The following is a 17,248-nucleotide window of genomic DNA, read 5'->3' as shown; positions in this document are numbered from 1 at the left end:
TATTTTTTTTAGAGGGCAGTGAGGCATTGGGGCAACCCATTCGGATTGGTGGCATTAGTCTTTATCCAGCGAGTAAGTTCGTATGCCACAACTACATCTTGTGTTCCACTTGCGTTCAATTTTACCAAAAGCCGTCGTAGAACGACGGGGTTTTCCACCCAATTTTTCGATAACTTCTGACGGTCGCTTTTGAGTGTTGGGACTGGTCGAAAATTTTTATCAAAATATATAGCTTGGCGATAAGTAGGGTGGGCATTGCCCACCCCACTCAGTCACACATCTATATAAATTAGCAATTTATTGAACACCAGCCACACTCAGTTGGCGCGATCGCATTTCCAAATAAATCAGCAAGGCGTTCACATCAGCCGGATTAACTCCACCAATTCGCGCTGCTTGACCGATAGTCAGCGGTTTCACCTTGGTTAGCTTTTCGCGAGATTCTTTGGAAAGTGTCTCGATGGAAGCGTAATCCAAATCTGGTGGCAGTTTGCGGTGTTCGTGACGCGCAATTTGGTCTATCTGATGTTGTTGCCGTTGCAGATATCCGGAATACTTGATATCGATTTCTGCGCCTTCTTTCTCTGTGGCGTTGATGTCGGGATTACCCAATCCGTATCTGTCCAGATCTATATAATGCAATCCCGGACGTCGCAATAAGTCGGCGAGGGTAATCGAACCTTTGATCGCTTGTTGGGTATCGGATGCGATCGCCTTCCCAATTTCATCATGCTCTTTAATCCGCGTCCCGTAAAGCCGTTCTTTCTCGGCGGCAATATTGGCTTGCTTGCGAGTAAACAACTCCCAACGGCGATCGTCAATCAAGCCGATTTCCCGACCCAGAGGTGTGAGGCGTTGGTCGGCGTTGTCCGATCGCAATAGTAAACGATATTCCGATCGCGATGTCAGCATCCGGTAAGGTTCCCGCAAATCCTTCGTACACAAGTCATCCATCAGCGTACCGATATAACTCTCCTCGCGACGGAAAATAATTTGTGCGCAATTGCGCACAAATTTAGCCGCATTAATCCCAGCAACGAGTCCCTGTGCTGCTGCTTCTTCGTATCCAGTAGTACCGTTAATTTGTCCAGCGCAGAACAAACCCTCTATTTTCTTAGTCATCAGTGTGGGAAAACACTGAGTTGCAGGTAAATAATCATACTCAACCGCGTAAGCCGGACGCAGCATCGTGCAATTTTCCAAACCTGGGAGACTCCGCAACATCTGCAATTGCAAATTCTCCGGCAAACCAGTGGAGAAACCTTGGATATACAATTCTGGGATATCGCGACCTTCCGGTTCGATAAAGATTTGGTGACTTTCCTTATCGGCGAATCGGACAATTTTATCTTCAATGCTAGGACAATAACGCGGCCCTTTCGCATCCACCCAACCACCGTAAACGGGAGACAGGTGCAGATTTTCTCTAATTAAGCGATGAGTTTCTGCGGTGGTGCGGGTCATGTGACACGGCATTTGTTCCCGTTCCACCCAAACTTCCGGGTCAAAGCTGAACCAGCGCACCTCTGCATCACCCGGTTGCGATTCCATTTTACTGTAATCGACCGATCGCTTATCAACTCGCGCCGGAGTTCCCGTCTTTAAACGTCCCGTTTCAAAACCCAATCTATTTAATGTTTCCGTCAAACCAACAGCAGCAAATTCCCCCGCACGTCCCGCCGCCATCGATTTGTTACCCACCCAAATCTTACCACCCAGGAATGTACCGGTAGTTAGAATTACGGATTTGCACTGAAACGCCACGCCGAAGTATGTTTCGACACCGATAATCTCGTCATTTTTACCGAGTACCAAATCCGTCACCATACCTTCGCGGACTGTCAGATTTTCCTGATTTTCGACAATCCGTTTCATCATCGCCGCATATTCCCGCTTGTCAGTTTGTGCGCGTAAAGCCCAAACTGCCGGCCCTCTGGAGGAGTTTAACACGCGCTTTTGCAGATAAGTGCGATCGGCCATTTTACCGATTTCGCCGCCGAGTGCATCTACCTCATGTGTCAATTGCGACTTCGCAGGGCCACCTACTGCGGGATTGCACGGTTGCCAAGCAATTTTATCCAGATTCAGCGTTAGCAGCAGAGTGCGACAACCGAGTCGTGCGGTAGCAAGTGCGGCTTCGCAGCCGGAGTGACCTGCACCGACAACGATAACATCAAAGGCGTCTAGGAATTGTACGGGAGTGTGTGCGGTCATGGTAAGCGTCACGGCAACAAGGACTCAAGCCTTATTTTAGCGGTTGCAATGGATGCTCAGGTTTTGCCTCGCCGTGCATCTTTTTATATGCGATCGCCATTTCAAACAGTTTATTTATGTAACAAAACTTTACACGCTGCATAATTAGCTTTACGACAGCACCTGACAAATTTTTGGGATAATTTCGTTAGCTGTGATTTTACCAAAAAAGTATATATGGATGCTGCTGAACTAATCACTCGTTATGCCACAGGAGAAAGAGATTTTTCTAAAGCTGACTTGAGAGAGGCTGACTTACAGAATGCCAATCTAGAAGGTATTAATCTGAGAGAGGCTAACTTAGTGGATGCTAACCTTTCAGGTGCTAACTTGAGTAAAACTAATTTATATTATGCCAATCTTTTACGTATAAACTTGAGCAAAGCTAACTTGGAAAGTGCAAACCTTCATCATGTTAACTTATCTGATGCAGACCTCTCACGTACCAAGCTGAGAGATGCCAATCTAAGTAATGCCAATTTACGTGCTGCTGACTTATCTTTTGCTTTTTTAACTTATGCCAATATCGGTTAAAATTGATTAATCTAGCGAGGTCTAAATATAATCAAGGTAACCAAGACCAAACTTCCAGTTGTATGTAGCGGACAATGGGACGAGTAAATGCTACAATTACTGGTTTATCGCTACCTTGAATTTTTGCATAACCAGTCAGTCCGGCTTTCAGGGTTTTGTCTACATTGGGAAGGTCTACAATCACTCTAATAATTCGTTCTGTCGAACTAGAAGTATGTTCGCCAGTAGTAGTCGCAGAACTCGACTCGCTAGCAGCAGTAGGCTCGATCGAAACTACTTTTCCCATAAAAGATACATCCGGATATGCAGCAAGTTTGACTTCCACCTCTGCACCCACAACGAATTCACCTGCATTATACTCCGGAACTTTCACCTCACCGCGAATGTGGCGATCGTCCTCACTGACTGCAAATGTATCGCCTCGATCTAAATAACTGCCCACCTTTTGGTCGAGATAGGGAGTGACTAAATAACCATCTATAGGCATTAACAATTGCGTGCGCTGAAGTTGATCTTTATTGTATTTTAACTGTTGTTCCAATCGTTTAAGCTCAGCACGAGCAGCTTCAACCTGTTTGCGAGCTGCGGCAATATCATCTGGATGAGCGCCACTCAACACTAATTTTAAGTTAGTTTCTTTCTCTTGTACACTTGTTTCTCTGGTAGTTAGCGTGCTTCGTTTTGACTGTACCTCATTTTCCTTAACCAACAAATTTTTCAAGCTTTCTTCCACTTTCACGCTATCCGCATCAGCCAGCTTTTGCTTATCTTCAAATGCTTGCGTAGAAACAGCGCCTTGTTTGGCTAAAAATTTGTAGCGGTCAGCCTCGCGGGAACTGAACTCAAACCTCGATTTCGCAGAATCGAGCTGCTTTTTAGCGACTTCCACTTCTTGGCGAGCCACTTCGATTTCTTGCTTAGATACTTCCACTTGTTGTTTGGCAACGTCAATTTCTTTTTCGGCTAATTCTACTTCTTCTTTTCTAGGGGTGTTCAAAAGCTTATTTAAATTTGCTTGTTCTTTTTCCAAAATCGCTTGTTGACTTTTTATTTGTTGTTCTGTTTTTAACGTATCATTTTCGATATCAGTAGCTTCCATCAGAGCAATCGCCGTTCCGCTTTTTATCCATTTTCCATCGCCTCCATTAAAATAAACTTTAATAATTTTTCCATCGACCGGTGCTTGAATTTGCTGCTGGGTGGGAGGCAATAACTGAATTTGTCCACCAGGACGATAGGGATAAGGCATAATAAGTAACCAACAGATCCCAGCCAGCAAGAGTATGATAATAAGTTTCTTCAACCAAGAAGAATTTTTTTTATTGTGAGGAGTTGAATCTGTTGTTCCCGGATACTCTTGGACAGGAGGTAGTGAAGAAGAAGATACGGTTTTAGTGCCTATGTTTTTTGCTTTTAATAATACTGCGATCGGCTGCCGTATAGCCAATAAAACTACAGCAGTGATTATTATTGACGCTGTACCTCTGCCAAAAATACCACTGAAATTAGCGGATAGCCCTTGGCCTACGTAAAAGGCAACGAAAATTAGCACGAGCGATGTAAACAAGAATGCTGCTGGGCCATACAATAATAGCAACCACTTTTCTTTGAGGGAGAAAGATTTTGGTAACGGGCGATTATGTAGCACCATATCCCACACCAGATAAACTCTTACTAAAAAGTTGGGGGGAAGGCGAAAGTAAGCTAACATGAATAAAAAGCCATCAACAGGCCAAAGCGGGCAACTGTCGAGCAGGAAATCCATAAAACTCGCGTGTGCCAGTAAAAGAGCCCAAGTTCCCAAATCAGTTCCTGTGTTGTGAGTCCAGTACCAAATCAAAACCCCCATGACAAACAAGATAAGTCTGGCTACTAAAGGGGTGGCAAAAACCCACAACTGTTGCCTGCGTTTGAGCTGCCATGAACCTTCTCTATCGCAGTAAAACCGGGGTAAAAATCCACCAGATAGAATCAATCCAAACTTTTCTACCCTGGCACCATAATAAGCTAAAACTACACCCTGAGCTAGTTTCGCTGATAACCCCGCCAGAGTTAGGTTGAAAGCATATGTTATCAAATAAGGTATGGGTTCGACTGAAATAATTATGTCTCTCCAAAATATAGATTGGTTATTGAAGAAAGTCAAGAAAGCGAGAGGAATTCCAGGAATTAATCCCCAATTTATTACTTTAAAAAATATTAAAAAGTGGCTAAAAAAGCCTGCCATAGGAGTAAATATATAACCGGGTTCGTCAATACACCAAATGTATTTTTTTTCTTGCTTTGTTTTGTTCTTGCTCCTGTGATATTTTGGAAAATCTTTTCTTGCTATTTTACGTTCGGTACTAATATTTTTTTTTTAATTTTATGCCTGCCATATCGGTTTTTTTTAGATATTTCTGGATTTAAAATAGCCTGCTCATTTAATGATTCCAAAAGGCCAAATCTAGCTATTTGCTCTGAGAATTGATTGAATTCTTCTTCATTCATGGAAAGTTCAAAACGGCTTTTAAAAGCAGATAATATCTGCGAAGGCGTAGAAGTTCCATTCATTGCTTGGCAGAGAAAATATTCTTCTTCACCAAACTCAAAAGTCTCGCCTGAAGTTGGATCTTTGACTAAATAAAATTTGGTTTGTGCATCTTTTTTTGTTATGGGTGTAATAATTAGGTTTTTACGGAAGCGATTTTGTAAATATTTATACATAACAATACCATTCTCCGATCGCAATATTTAGGTTATGTTTACATTATTGCGAAAACTGTTCCTAAAATACCAGATGTATCTAAATTTATTTTAAATCAAGATTAAATTTATTGCTTTTCCAGATAGGTGTGCTAAAGTTGGAATAGCAATAAATTTTTCACGGTAAAAATTCATGGCTAACTTTACACCTCAAGTAAAGCGTTTAGGTAAAAACGAACGCGAGCAAGTTAAGGTAGGATTTGCACTGGCAAAAGAAAAGCGTTTTGACGAAGCTTTATCGGAGTTTGAAGCGATTTTAAAAGATAATCCAGCTTCTAAACCCGCTCATCTGGGCGCAGGAAATATGTTGCTGAGGCAAGAACGTTACGAGGAAGCTTTAGAACATTTTAAGGCGGTAAAAAAATTAGATCCGCTGATGGTGCAAGCACCGCTAGCAGCAGGAAGGGTGTATTTAAGACAGGATAATCTGGCACAAGCGCTGGAAGAATTTAAAACCGCTCTCAGCATTGACCCAAATTCTACACAAGCTTATCAAAGTATAGGTCGGATTCTGGTTAAGCAAGAAAAATACGCCCAAGCGGAAGAGCAGTTCCGTCAGGCACTGCGCTTAGACCCTCGACTTGTCCCAGTGCGCTTGCAACTGGCGCAAATCTATCAAACACAAGGTAAGCTTCCAGATGCAGTTTCCGAAATCAAGACAGCGATAAATGTAGATTCTAAGGCATGGCGTGCGTATCAAGCACTAGGGCGCATTTATACAGAACAAAAAAATTACAAGGGTGCGAAAGAAGCTTTTGAAAAAGCGGTATCATTGAACCCCGAAATGCCTCCAGCGGCTAGATTGGGATTAATAGAAGCGTTGGTTCAAAATAACGAACTAGAAGAAGCGATCGAAATGTTGAATCAAGTTCCTCGCGTCAAGCAGCTCGCCGCGAAGACACATCAACTCTGGGGCGACATTTATCAGCGTCAGGGTCTAACTAAGGAAGCAGCAGAAGAATACCGCGCTGCTAGTTTGGCAGCTTCGGAAGCTGGAGATATCCCAGATGAATTGGCAGAACTCGATGCCATACTAGAACAAGATGATACGAGTTCCCCCAACTTGATCTCTTCCTACAGATCCCTGGCACTTCAGCAGCTTACACAAGCTCAAACTCGTGCGCGTCAAAACTTCCAACAACGCCGTCAGGGAAAAAGTACTTTAAAATAGACCCGTAGGATTTATGCCGAATCATCTTGTATACATCATTATGGATAGCTGTCGGTATGACAGCTATCAGGCAGCATCCACACCAAATATGGATAAGTTGGGTCTGGCGGAGCGTCGCTACAGCTATGCTTCTTGGACATCGCCTTCTCACTATGCAATGCTGATGGGAATGGTTCCCCATACCAGTCCGCGTGGCGTGTTTGCCTCTGAGGTATACAAGCATGAGTTCGCTAAATGGGTCGATCGCTTAGGGATTCCCAACTTGTCTTTCAAAACTTTTGTGCCTCAACTTTCTTTACCCAAAGTTTTGAAAGACCAAGGCTATCGGACGATCGCACGGGTTTCCCTACCCGTTCTCAACCAATTTACCAGTATCAATAAATTTTTTGATGATTATAAATTGATGGGAAATCATAACGATTTCGCCTCAATGGTGCGAGAAATAGAATTTCCCACTCAAGAACCGCGATTTTACTTCCTCAATTTGGGTGAAACTCACTATCCATATATGCTCGAAGGTGAAGACTTGCCTCATATATCGGGCGTTCACGGTGTCTTTAAAAAAATGGATGAGTTTATTCTGGCTGGGAATGACGAACAATCAGAAAAAACTTTCTTTGATGCGGAAGAAATGCAGCGTTTGCACAAGCAGCAAATTAAGTGCGTTGAATACGTAGACGGGCTTTTGGCGGATTTGTTTGACAAATGTCCAGCCAATACCCATATCATCATCACCGCCGATCACGGAGAACTATTTGGCGAAGATGGTTATTTCGGTCATGGCCCAGTTATGCACGAAAAGTGTTTTGAGGTGCCTTTTTTAGAAGGTATAAATCCCTAGAATATCTCGTTGATTTGACAGTAGAAAATTTAATAGTCAGTACAGGTTGGCGATCGCGTTTTAGTAGAGCTAGAGCGCCAGCCCAGTAGAATAAATTGATAAAAAGAACGAAATATGTATTGTGTAGGGGCTCAGCATTTGGGCGACAATCGATCGCGGCAACAATTTTTCTGCTCCGTTAGCTTCGCCCTGCCGAGGTTTATATAGACATACATAACCTCATTTCTTTTGTCAACCTCTTTTACTGGGCTGGCGCTCTAGGCTGTTATGCCTTCATTTAATCCCCTTCTGCTCCTCTGTGGCGTTAATAATTCAGACGTAACCGGAAACGATATTACTCTCTTCCCTCCGGATGATTATCGATCGCAAGTACCTGTTATTCTTTTTTCCCGTTCTTTGCCTAAAAATGCAATACATATTTTTTGAGCGCTAAGGGAGTAATCTTTTGGGTAAGTCACTTTTGCGTCGCTGACTTCTCGCGGCCCCAGTATATTCACTATCGATGTGCAATCTATAACTAAGTAGCTCGGATGTCATAACCTTGAGAAAAATATTCATAAAGATAGAGGTAATGATTACTACCAAAATCTATCCACTAAGACTAGATCAAAAAGTCCACCTTAAGTCCAAATTCAAAAGAACTTTAAACATACCCCGGTAACGATGAAGATTATGTAAAACTATTTGACGAAGTATAGGTACAGCGAATACAAATGAAATGTATATGCTTTAAAACATAGATACGTAATCCCAACTATCTTCTCAAACCCGGAATCAGGAAGTTGACTTTCAACAGTTGTAGCTAAAAGTGTTGTTCCAGCCCTAGTCCGACCCACCCTTCATAGGCAAAAACTCATGGATAGTATGTTTGCTTGTTTGTCCATAAGTCCCATAGAACTAGATCGTCCCGGCATAGCAGTTGCGACAAGTAGATCCGGGGGAATAGGGGTGCTAGATACAGAATTTTGTAGATATGCGGACATAAAGAAAGCAACTGAGCATTTAAACAAGCTTTTAGACCTGGTAGGAGCCCAGAATGCTGTGGGATTGCGTTTACGCTCAGAAGCAATCCCAGCATTGGCATCTCTTGTAGAAAAACTCTTGGATCGCCCGCATTGCTTGATTCTGTGCGGCTGGAACGCCCAAAACCTCAAAAAGACGATCGCATCCCTACCAGCCTCATCCAGCCGCAAACTGCTGCTGGAAGTCACAGATACAGACCAAATTACCGACCTAAACATTTCAAACCCGAACATAGACGGCATAGTTGCCAAAGGACACGAAGCTGGCGGTTGGGTAGGGGAAGACTCAGCATTTGTACTGACGCAAAAACTCATAGCCAGACAGTCGTTGCCAGTCTACGTACAGGGTGGGATCGGCATTCATACAGCAGCAGCTTGTCGCGCCGTCGGTGCTGCCGGTGTAATCTTGGATGACCAGTTATGGCTGATGCCGGAATCTCCCTTACCGACAGAATGGCAGCGCTACCTCAACAACCTCAACGGTCAAGAAGCCATTGTCATCGGCGAAAGACTGCAACGCAATTGCCGCATTTTGTCCAGACCCGGATTCCAGGTAATCAAAACTTTACAACAACAGGCGGAAAAATTAGAGCTAGAAGCAGATCCGGCATCGAAAATAACTCAACGCTGGCAACACCAAGCTAACCAGCTGATAGGTTGGGGAGAGCCCGGTAAAATAGCTTGGCCGATGGGACAATCTGTAGGTTTGGCCGCTACCTACGCGAATCGCTACAAAACTACAGGTAGATTTATACAAGCGCTACTAAATACCTCCTTAGAGCGTGTCAGAACAGTACAAGCGCAGCCACCGCTTCAGCAGCACTCACCTTTAGCTGTATCTCACAAAACTCAATATCCGATCGTCCAAGGGCCGATGACCCGCGTCAGCGATACCGCTGAATTCGCTGATGCCGTATCTGCCGCTGGTGGTTTACCCTTATTAGCCTTAGCATTGTTGCGAGGCCCGCAAGTTAAAGACTTATTGTATAAAACCAAACAAATACTGGGCGATCGCTCCTGGGGAGTTGGCATCCTGGGTTTTGTTCCCCACGCCTTGCGACAAGAACAACTACAAGTAGTTAAAGAAGTAAAACCACCCTTTGCTTTAATAGCCGGAGGGCGTCCAGACCAAGCAGCTCACTTAGAAGCAGAAGGCATTGCCACCTATATTCACGTACCCGTCCCTGCCTTGCTGAAAATGTTCCTCGAACAGGGAGCAAAGCGATTTGTGTTTGAAGGTCGGGAATGCGGCGGTCACGTAGGGCCGTTGTGTAGCTTTTTACTGTGGGAAAGCACGATCGAAACCTTGCTAGCAGAAGTTCCCCCAGGTAAAGAAACTGAAATTCACGTTTTGTTTGCAGGCGGCATTCACGATGCTGTTTCGGCGGCAATGGTGAGTGCAATGGCAGCGCCTCTGGTAAAAAGAGGTATCCGGATCGGAGTGCTGATGGGCAGCGCTTATCTATTTACCGAAGAAGCAGTATCCTGTGGCGCAATCGTCAAAGGATTTCAAGAACAAGCGATCGCCTGCCAGCGTACAATCAACCTGGAAACCGGCCCAGGTCACGCCAGCCGTTGTGCCGTTACCCCATTCGCACAAGAATTTTACGATACTCGTCGCCGTATGATGGCAGCCGGCAGTTCTCCTGAAGAAATCAAAGATGCCTTAGAAGACCTTACTTTAGGACGTTTGCGAATAGCTTCCAAAGGCTTAAAGCGGGAGAAGAGCGAAATTACTACCGTAGAGTCAGATAAACAACTGACTGACGGGATGTACATGATCGGCCAAGTTGCGACTTTACGCAACAAAATTTGTACGATCGAATCTTTGCACAAAGATGTTTCGGAAAACAGTAGCAAACTGCTGGAATCTTTCGCATCAGTTAGCGAAGTAGAATCCAAAATCCCAAATCCATCTGATATTGCCATTATCGGCATATCAACATTACTGCCCAAAGCACAAGATAAACAAACATTCTGGGATAACATTCTCAACAAAATAGATGCAGTCACCGAAATTCCAGCTCATCGTTGGGATTGGCGATTGTACTACGATGCCGATCGCAACGCCCGCGACAAAATCTATTCCAAATGGGGAGGATTTATAGACGATGTAGCGTTCGATCCGATGAAATTTGGCATCCCCCCCAAATCCTTAAAATCGATCGAACCCTTGCAGCTGCTCACCTTAGAAGCAGTCCGTCGCGCCTTGGCAGATGCGGGATTGGCAGATGGGAATTTCGATCGCGAAAACACTTCTGTAATCTTGGGTGCGGGTGGCGGTATTGCAGACCTTGGCCAGCAATACGCCACACGCTCGGAAATTCCCCGATTTATCGATAACCCATCCCAAGAAGTTTGGGAACGGTTACCAGAATGGACGGAAGAATCTTTCCCAGGTTTGCTGCTCAACGTAATTTCAGGTAGAGTAGCCAACCGTTTCGATTTTGGCGGCTCCAACTTTACAGTTGATGCAGCTTGTGCATCCTCCTTAGCAGCAGTATATCAAGCGGTGAGGGAGCTAGAAACACGTCGCAGCAATGTCGTTATTGCTGGCGGAGTAGATACAGTTCAAAGTCCTTTTGCCTATATGTGTTTCAGCAAAACACAAGCACTCTCGCCACGAGGCAAATCGCGGACTTTTGATAAAAGTGCCGATGGCATTGCTATTAGTGAAGGGATAGCAATTCTGGTTCTGAAACGATTAGAAGATGCCGAACGAGATGGCGATCGCATCTACGCCGTCATCAAATCCGTAGCCAGTTCCAGCGACGGCAAAGGATTGAGCATGACAGCTCCTTTACCCGCAGGACAAATGCGAGCCTTAAAACGCGCCTACGAAAAAGCCGGTTTCGCACCGAATACAGTGGGTCTTTACGAAGCACACGGTACCGGTACAGCAGCAGGCGATCGAGCCGAATTAGAAACAATTGTCACCACTCTCAAAGAAAGTGAAGCTGCCAGTAAATCTTGTGTAGTGGGATCTGTCAAAACGACGATCGGCCACACCAAGAGTACCGCCGGCGTGGCAGGTTTAGTGAAAATCGCTTTATCCTTGCACCACAAAGTTCTGCCACCGCACATCAATGTCGAAAATCCCCTCGACCCGATTAGCAATCCAGAAAGTCCGGTATATCTATTAAAAGAAGCCAAACCTTGGTTAGCCAACCCAAACAACCCACGTCGATCGGCAGTCAGTGCTTTCGGATTTGGGGGAACCAACTTCCACGCCGTATTAGAAGAATACCAAGGTAATTTAGTCAGTGTTGCCCCAGGTTCCCCAAATTGGGTAGTCGAGCTGTTCGTGTGGAAAGCGAGCGATCGCCAAGACTTAGAAAAACAGCTGCGCCACCTCAAAGATGCTTTAGCCGCAGGAGCTTTACCCACGCTGCGCGATTTAGCCTACACCTACGCCAAACTAGCACAAGAGAGAGCCGCCGACCCAGTTTGTTTGGCTTTTGTCGCCGAAAGCTTAGAAAAACTCAAAGAAACCCTAGAGTCGATCCTCTTGCACATAGGTGGCGATACATCAGTAAAATTGCCTCCTTATGTGCAACTGAATCTGATATTTCTCAAAAATCAGTGGTCAGTTACAAGCAACGATCCAAAACAAACCCTTGACAAAATAGCCTTCTTGTTCCCCGGACAAGGATCGCAATATCCAGACATGGGTCGCGAAGTAGCGCTGTACTTCCAAGAAATGCGCGAATCTGTAGAACTGGCAGACGCGCAGTTGCAAAATCGCTTGCCCAAACCTTTGCGTCAGTACATCTATCCCCCCAGCGCTTATTCCGACGCCGAAGATGTCCGCAACCAACAAGCGCTCACCGATACCCAAATCGCTCAACCCGCCTTGGGAGCGATCGAAGCCGGCTTTATGGATGTGTTGGCAAAGCTGGGACTTGTACCCGACATGGTAGCCGGACACAGCTACGGAGAATACGCTGCCCTTCACTGCGCTGGAGTTTTGTCCAGAGAAGACTTTTTCAGCCTTTCCGAAACCAGAGGTAAGGTGATGGCAGCTGCTTGCGCTGCTTCTGACGGAGCGATGGCGGCGGTGCAGACCACCCGCGAAGACTTACTCACCCGCCTTGTGGGGGTAGATAGGGTATCTATAGCCAACCACAACGCACCCCGCCAAACAGTCATTTCCGGCGAAAAAGAAGCGATCGGCAAAGTCGTCGATAGCTTGAACGTAGCCGGAATAATGGCGCGGATGCTTCCCGTTGCCGGTGCGTTCCACTCCGCCTTAGTATCCTCCGCCCAAGCAAGCTTAACCCAAGCGATCGGCCAAGCCAAAATTCAGCCTCCTAAAATTCCGGTTTACGGTAATTCCACCGGCATTCCCTACAAATCGGACATCGACGCGATCCGCGAGCAATTATCCGAACACCTGCTCAGCTCCGTGGAATTTGTGGCCCAAATTAATGCCATGTACGATAACGGAGCGCGGATCTTCGTAGAAGTTGGCCCCAAGAGCATCCTCACCAAGTTAGTCAGCCAAATTCTAGAAGGCAAGAATTATACCGCCGTATCCCTAGACGGACAAGGCTCAGGACTAAAAGGTTTGTTGACAGCCATCGGTACTTTGGTAACAAAGGGCGTCGGGATCGAGCTGACATCTTTATTTGAAGGTCGCGATGTCCGTCAGTTAGACTTATCCCAACTTGTAGAAAAAACTCGCCCGGAGAGCTTACCTGCCACAGCTTGGCTGGTAAACGGAGGCAGCGCCAGACCCCAAAGTCAGGAGATCGGTTACACCGGTAAAATACCGCCTCTCAACTTAGAAACAGCCGCAGGGGAAAGTCAAAAGTCAAAAGTCAAAAGTCAAAAGGAAGAGGAAAAAAAGGAAGAGGAAAAAGATTTATTCTCCTCTGCTCCCCCACTCCCCCCATCCCCCACTCCCCCCATTCCCCACGCCACGGTTCCGGCAAAATCGGTGCCACCGCAAACAATCAAAGCGCCAGCGCCCACAAAGCCAACCCCAACTGTAGCAAGTTCATCAACTACATCGCGACCAATGTCACAACCAATACCAGCAAGTGTTTCTCAACCGCCAGTCACATCGGTACAAGCAGCTAATCGGGTTCCCCAACCAGAAGTGGCGCTAATGGCTTACCAAGCCTACCAAGAAACCATGCGTCAATTCTTGAGCCTGCAAGAAAAAGTGATGCACCAGTTTCTCAGTAGCAGTCAGATCGCGGTTGCACCACAGGTTGCACCACAATCCTTACCTGTAACGAATCATCCTGTGCAGATTGCACAGCCGACGGTTACACATCAGAACGGACACAATGGCAACATCAAAAGCAGGCAGGATGCCAGCCCCACTAAAGCTTATCCCCAAACGATCGCACCAGTACGAATTGTTTCTGAAAAATCCGAGCAGCCACTTTCCTACTCGCGATCGGATCTCGACTCTCGCAAGGTAACAGTTACTACTGGAAAAGAATCAGTAGACTCTTCATCGGTGCTGGAGACAAGTTCTTCAACTCAGTCAATTTCCCCGATCGCACCCTCTGCCACGACCGTCCCTCACTCTCCTACACCCGCAGCATTCGATCGCACCCAAATCATGCAAATTTTATTGCGGTTGGTGAGCGATCGCACCGGCTACCCAGTGGAAATGCTGGGATTGGACCAAGACTTAGAAGCGGAACTGGGCATTGACTCGATCAAACGAGTGGAAATTTTAGGAGCATTGCAGAAAAATCTGCCAGAATCCCTAGCTGCCAGTATGCAGGCGCAAATGGAAAGCCTCACCCGCGTCAAATCTCTCAACAGCATTGTCGAGAAACTGGTGCAAAGTCTGCCTGACTCAGCACCAACAGCAGCACCAGCAGCACCAACTCCTACGACAGCACCTGCGTTCGATCGCACCAGCCTGACTCAAATTTTGCTCGCTTTAGTGAGCGATCGCACGGGCTACCCAACCGAAATGCTGGGATTAGACCAAGACTTGGAAGCAGAACTGGGAATTGACTCGATCAAACGAGTGGAAATTTTAGGGGCATTGCAGAAAACCCTGCCAGAATCCCTAGCCGCTAGTATGCAGGCGCAAATGGAAAGCCTCACCCGCGTCAAATCTCTCAACAATCTCGTCAAACAGCTGGTGGAAATGCCATCTGCGGTCGTACCCGTGCGTCAGGAGGTGAATAGCCTGGGAAAGTCTCACAACGGGACGAAACTATCCCACGCTATGTAATGCAGGCACAGCGGGAGCCCGCCGCCGATGCAGAACTACTTTTGCCCGTCGGTCTGTACTTAATTACAGACGATCGGCTATCGGTAGCCGATCGCATCAGCGACACCTTGCGACAGAAAGGCGCTCACACGGCGATCGTTTCCATCGACCTGCTGGCACACCCGGAAAAGCTAATTGAGTTTGTCGCCCAACAGCGTCAAATCCACGGCTCGGTCATGGGAATTGTACATTTGGCACCCCTCGCCGTCATTCCCATACCGGAAACAATATCCGAGTGGCGCGACTATACGCAAATTCACGCAAAGAGTCTGTTTAATTTACTACAGATATGTAGCGAAGATTTGCAAAAAGCAGGTCAGAAAGGTCGGGTACTGGCAGCTTCCTTATTGGGCGGCTACTTCGGTCGCGACGGTGAGGGTGGGTCTGGTTTACCCACAGGTGGCAGCAGCAATGGGTTGTTAAAAACCCTGATTACCGAGTGGTCGGGCATCCGCGCCAAGGCGGTCGATTTCGATACCAGTATTGAGCCGGATGCGATCGCGACTCACGTTATCGAAGAGCTACTGTTGCCAGCAGGTCGCTTAGAAGTAGGTTATCCGCAAGGAAACCGCACTGTTTTCCACACAGTCCCCGCATCTCTAAATGAGGAATTAGAGCAATCTGAAATCTCAAATTGGCAATTTGAAATTACTTCAGATTCGGTAGTGTTGGTCACTGGCGGTGCCCGTGGGATTACGGCAGAAATAGCGGTAGACTTAGCTCAGAGCGGTTGCAGTCTGATCGTGGTGGGTCGATCGCCCCTGACAGCAGAAACCCCGGAAACGGCAACTATAGAAAACGCAGCGCAGTTGCGGCAAGCCTTAGTAAAGTCAGCGCTTGGCAGCGGTAAATCGCCCACACCAGTACAAATTGAAACTCAGCTACAGCAATTGCTGACGCAAAGAGCTATTCGGCAAAACCTGGAAAAATTTAAGCGATCGGGCGCTAAAGTAGAGTATCTGTCAGTCGATGTCAGAAATGCCGCCGAATTTGGCAACCTTATTGATGGCATATATTCCCGTTACGGTCGTTTAGATGCAGTTATCCACGGTGCTGGCATCATCGAAGATAAACTGATTGTCGATAAAACGATCGCTTCATTCGATCGGGTATTCGATACCAAAGTAGACAGCGCTTTTATCCTCAGTCGCCATTTGCGACCCGAATCATTAAAATTGCTTGTCTTCTTCAGCTCCGTTGCCGGACGCTACGGCAATCGCGGCCAATCAGATTACGGTGCGGCTAACGAAGTCGTCAATCGCCTTGCTTGGCAACTGCACAAACGCTGGCCTAACACCCGCGTTGTCGCCATCAACTGGGGGCCGTGGGATACTACGGGTATGGCTTCGGAAGGCGTCAAACGCCAGTTTAAAGAACGCGGTATTATCCCCATTCCTCTGGAAGCCGGTCGCGAATTTTTTGTACGGGAGTTGTGTTTCGGACGTAAGCAAGAAACCGAGGTAATCGCAGGTGAAGGGCCGTGGGAAGCTTACGAAGCCGAACATGGAGAAAGTCAAAATTCAAAAGTCAAAAGTCAAAATATTAATTCCCCCACTCTCCCCTCTTTCCCTCTCCTACCTTCGCAGCCGGAACTCCAACCAAACGGTACAGTTACCCTGAAACATACCTTCTCCCTATCCAGCGATCCTTATCTTGCGGATCACTGCTTAGATGGAAAGCCGGTTTTACCTGCCGCAGGTGCATTGGAATGGATGGCTGAATTTGTGCAAGCAGCTTGGCCAGAATGGATTGTCTCCGAAGTGCGCGACCTCAGAGTATTGCGGGGTCTAGTGCTGGAATCGGAAGCGGGAAGAAAAGTTGTATTCAAAGGTCGCGCTTCTACTCACGCTGACGCCGAATCTTTACAGGTTACGGCAGAAATTGTCGATCCAGACAGGAACATTCCTTTCTACCGCGCCTTTTTTATCCTCCGCACCCATTTGGGTGAGGCTCCAAGTGTGCCATCGCTTTTAGGATCGGGTACAGACTTGGATACTGGTACTGCTTACCGCGAATACCTATTTCACGGGCCAAAATTCCAGCTAATGACATCTATTGATTGTGTGAATCCGCAAGGAATTGATGCGCGGGTAATGCCTAGCTTAAGTTACATATGGGTTCCATCTCGACACCAAAATCACTCTCACTGGCTATTCGATCCAGGTCTAATCGATACAGCTCCCCAGTTAGCAATTGTCTGGTGTCGCATTCAACAAAATACTACTGCCCTTCCTTCCCGTTTTGGGAAAATTGTACGCTGTGCCAAATCATTACTCAACAAACCGCTAAAAATTGCTTTCCGCGTTAAACAGGCTGACGAGTACAGCTTAGTATATGATGCTGTTTTCACAGATGAAGACGGTCAAGTCTGTTTCTATATCGTAGATGTGGAAAGTACTTGTAATTCAGCCCTAAATCGCTTGGCTAATAGCTAAATA

9 protein-coding genes are annotated in these 17,248 nt (G+C 46.4%); 6 read left to right on the top strand and 3 right to left on the bottom strand.

The annotated features are described in order from the left end of the window. Positions 1 to 297: 297 nt before the first annotated feature. A complete protein-coding gene (mnmG, locus tag H6G03_RS19970) occupies positions 298 to 2,214 on the bottom strand; it encodes a tRNA uridine-5-carboxymethylaminomethyl(34) synthesis enzyme MnmG (protein WP_190467282.1) in 1,917 nt (638 codons plus the stop codon). Positions 2,215 to 2,430: 216 nt separating this feature from the next. On the opposite strand from mnmG, the gene H6G03_RS19965 reads away from it, so the two are divergent. Beyond that, positions 2,431 to 2,787 (top strand): pentapeptide repeat-containing protein, encoded by a 357-nt coding sequence (locus H6G03_RS19965; protein ID WP_190467275.1) that lies wholly within the window; start codon positions 2,431 to 2,433, stop codon positions 2,785 to 2,787. Positions 2,788 to 2,818: 31 nt separating this feature from the next. On the opposite strand, the gene H6G03_RS19960 is transcribed toward H6G03_RS19965, so the two are convergent. Next, entirely contained in the window at positions 2,819 to 4,864 is a 2,046-nt protein-coding gene (locus tag H6G03_RS19960) for an HlyD family secretion protein (protein WP_199315382.1), read from the bottom strand. A gap of 7 nt (positions 4,865 to 4,871) precedes the next feature. Here H6G03_RS19960 and H6G03_RS37340 point away from each other — a divergent pair, with 7 nt between their 5' ends. Next, on the top strand, positions 4,872 to 5,030 hold the full coding sequence (locus H6G03_RS37340) for a hypothetical protein (RefSeq protein ID WP_199315381.1): 159 nt from the start codon (positions 4,872 to 4,874) through the stop codon (positions 5,028 to 5,030). An 85-nt stretch (positions 5,031 to 5,115) separates the two neighbouring features. Here H6G03_RS37340 and H6G03_RS37335 read toward each other — a convergent pair whose 3' ends face one another. Continuing rightward, on the bottom strand, positions 5,116 to 5,493 hold the full coding sequence (locus tag H6G03_RS37335) for a hypothetical protein (protein ID WP_191056210.1): 378 nt from the start codon (positions 5,491 to 5,493) through the stop codon (positions 5,116 to 5,118). A gap of 172 nt (positions 5,494 to 5,665) precedes the next feature. Here H6G03_RS37335 and H6G03_RS19955 point away from each other — a divergent pair, with 172 nt between their 5' ends. The 4 genes from H6G03_RS19955 (at position 5,666) to H6G03_RS19940 (ending at position 17,245) form a co-directional block, all read left to right on the top strand. Further along, entirely contained in the window at positions 5,666 to 6,703 is a 1,038-nt protein-coding gene (locus H6G03_RS19955) for a tetratricopeptide repeat protein (RefSeq protein WP_190467272.1), read from the top strand. Between the two features lie 13 nt (positions 6,704 to 6,716). Further along, entirely contained in the window at positions 6,717 to 7,544 is an 828-nt protein-coding gene (locus H6G03_RS19950) for a sulfatase-like hydrolase/transferase (RefSeq protein ID WP_190467270.1), read from the top strand. Between the two features lie 855 nt (positions 7,545 to 8,399). Further along, the gene (locus H6G03_RS19945) at positions 8,400 to 14,771 is read left to right on the top strand and encodes a type I polyketide synthase (RefSeq protein WP_190467267.1); all 6,372 of its coding nucleotides are present in this window, start codon (positions 8,400 to 8,402) and stop codon (positions 14,769 to 14,771) included. Beyond that, the gene (locus H6G03_RS19940) at positions 14,771 to 17,245 is read left to right on the top strand and encodes an SDR family NAD(P)-dependent oxidoreductase (protein WP_190467264.1); all 2,475 of its coding nucleotides are present in this window, start codon (positions 14,771 to 14,773) and stop codon (positions 17,243 to 17,245) included. The genes H6G03_RS19945 and H6G03_RS19940 overlap by 1 nt, the downstream gene beginning before the upstream one ends. Positions 17,246 to 17,248 lie beyond the last annotated feature (3 nt).

It is taken from the genome of Aerosakkonema funiforme FACHB-1375 (assembly GCF_014696265.1).
Lineage (GTDB): Bacteria > Cyanobacteriota > Cyanobacteriia > Cyanobacteriales > Aerosakkonemataceae > Aerosakkonema > Aerosakkonema funiforme_A.
The sequence above is the reverse complement of the archived record's forward strand: the minus strand, read 5'-3'. Positions and strand labels throughout refer to the sequence as shown.

What these genes read in the sequence shown, in the direction of transcription:
- mnmG (WP_190467282.1), bottom strand. Translation starts at nt 2,214, where the DNA reads ATGACCGCACACACTCCCGTACAATTCCTAGACGCCTTTGATGTTATC.
- H6G03_RS19965 (WP_190467275.1), top strand. Translation starts at nt 2,431, where the DNA reads ATGGATGCTGCTGAACTAATCACTCGTTATGCCACAGGAGAAAGAGAT.
- H6G03_RS37340 (WP_199315381.1), top strand. Translation starts at nt 4,872, where the DNA reads ATGGGTTCGACTGAAATAATTATGTCTCTCCAAAATATAGATTGGTTA.
- H6G03_RS37335 (WP_191056210.1), bottom strand. Translation starts at nt 5,493, where the DNA reads ATGTATAAATATTTACAAAATCGCTTCCGTAAAAACCTAATTATTACA.
- H6G03_RS19955 (WP_190467272.1), top strand. Translation starts at nt 5,666, where the DNA reads ATGGCTAACTTTACACCTCAAGTAAAGCGTTTAGGTAAAAACGAACGC.
- H6G03_RS19950 (WP_190467270.1), top strand. Translation starts at nt 6,717, where the DNA reads ATGCCGAATCATCTTGTATACATCATTATGGATAGCTGTCGGTATGAC.
- H6G03_RS19945 (WP_190467267.1), top strand. Translation starts at nt 8,400, where the DNA reads ATGGATAGTATGTTTGCTTGTTTGTCCATAAGTCCCATAGAACTAGAT.
- H6G03_RS19940 (WP_190467264.1), top strand. Translation starts at nt 14,771, where the DNA reads ATGCAGGCACAGCGGGAGCCCGCCGCCGATGCAGAACTACTTTTGCCC.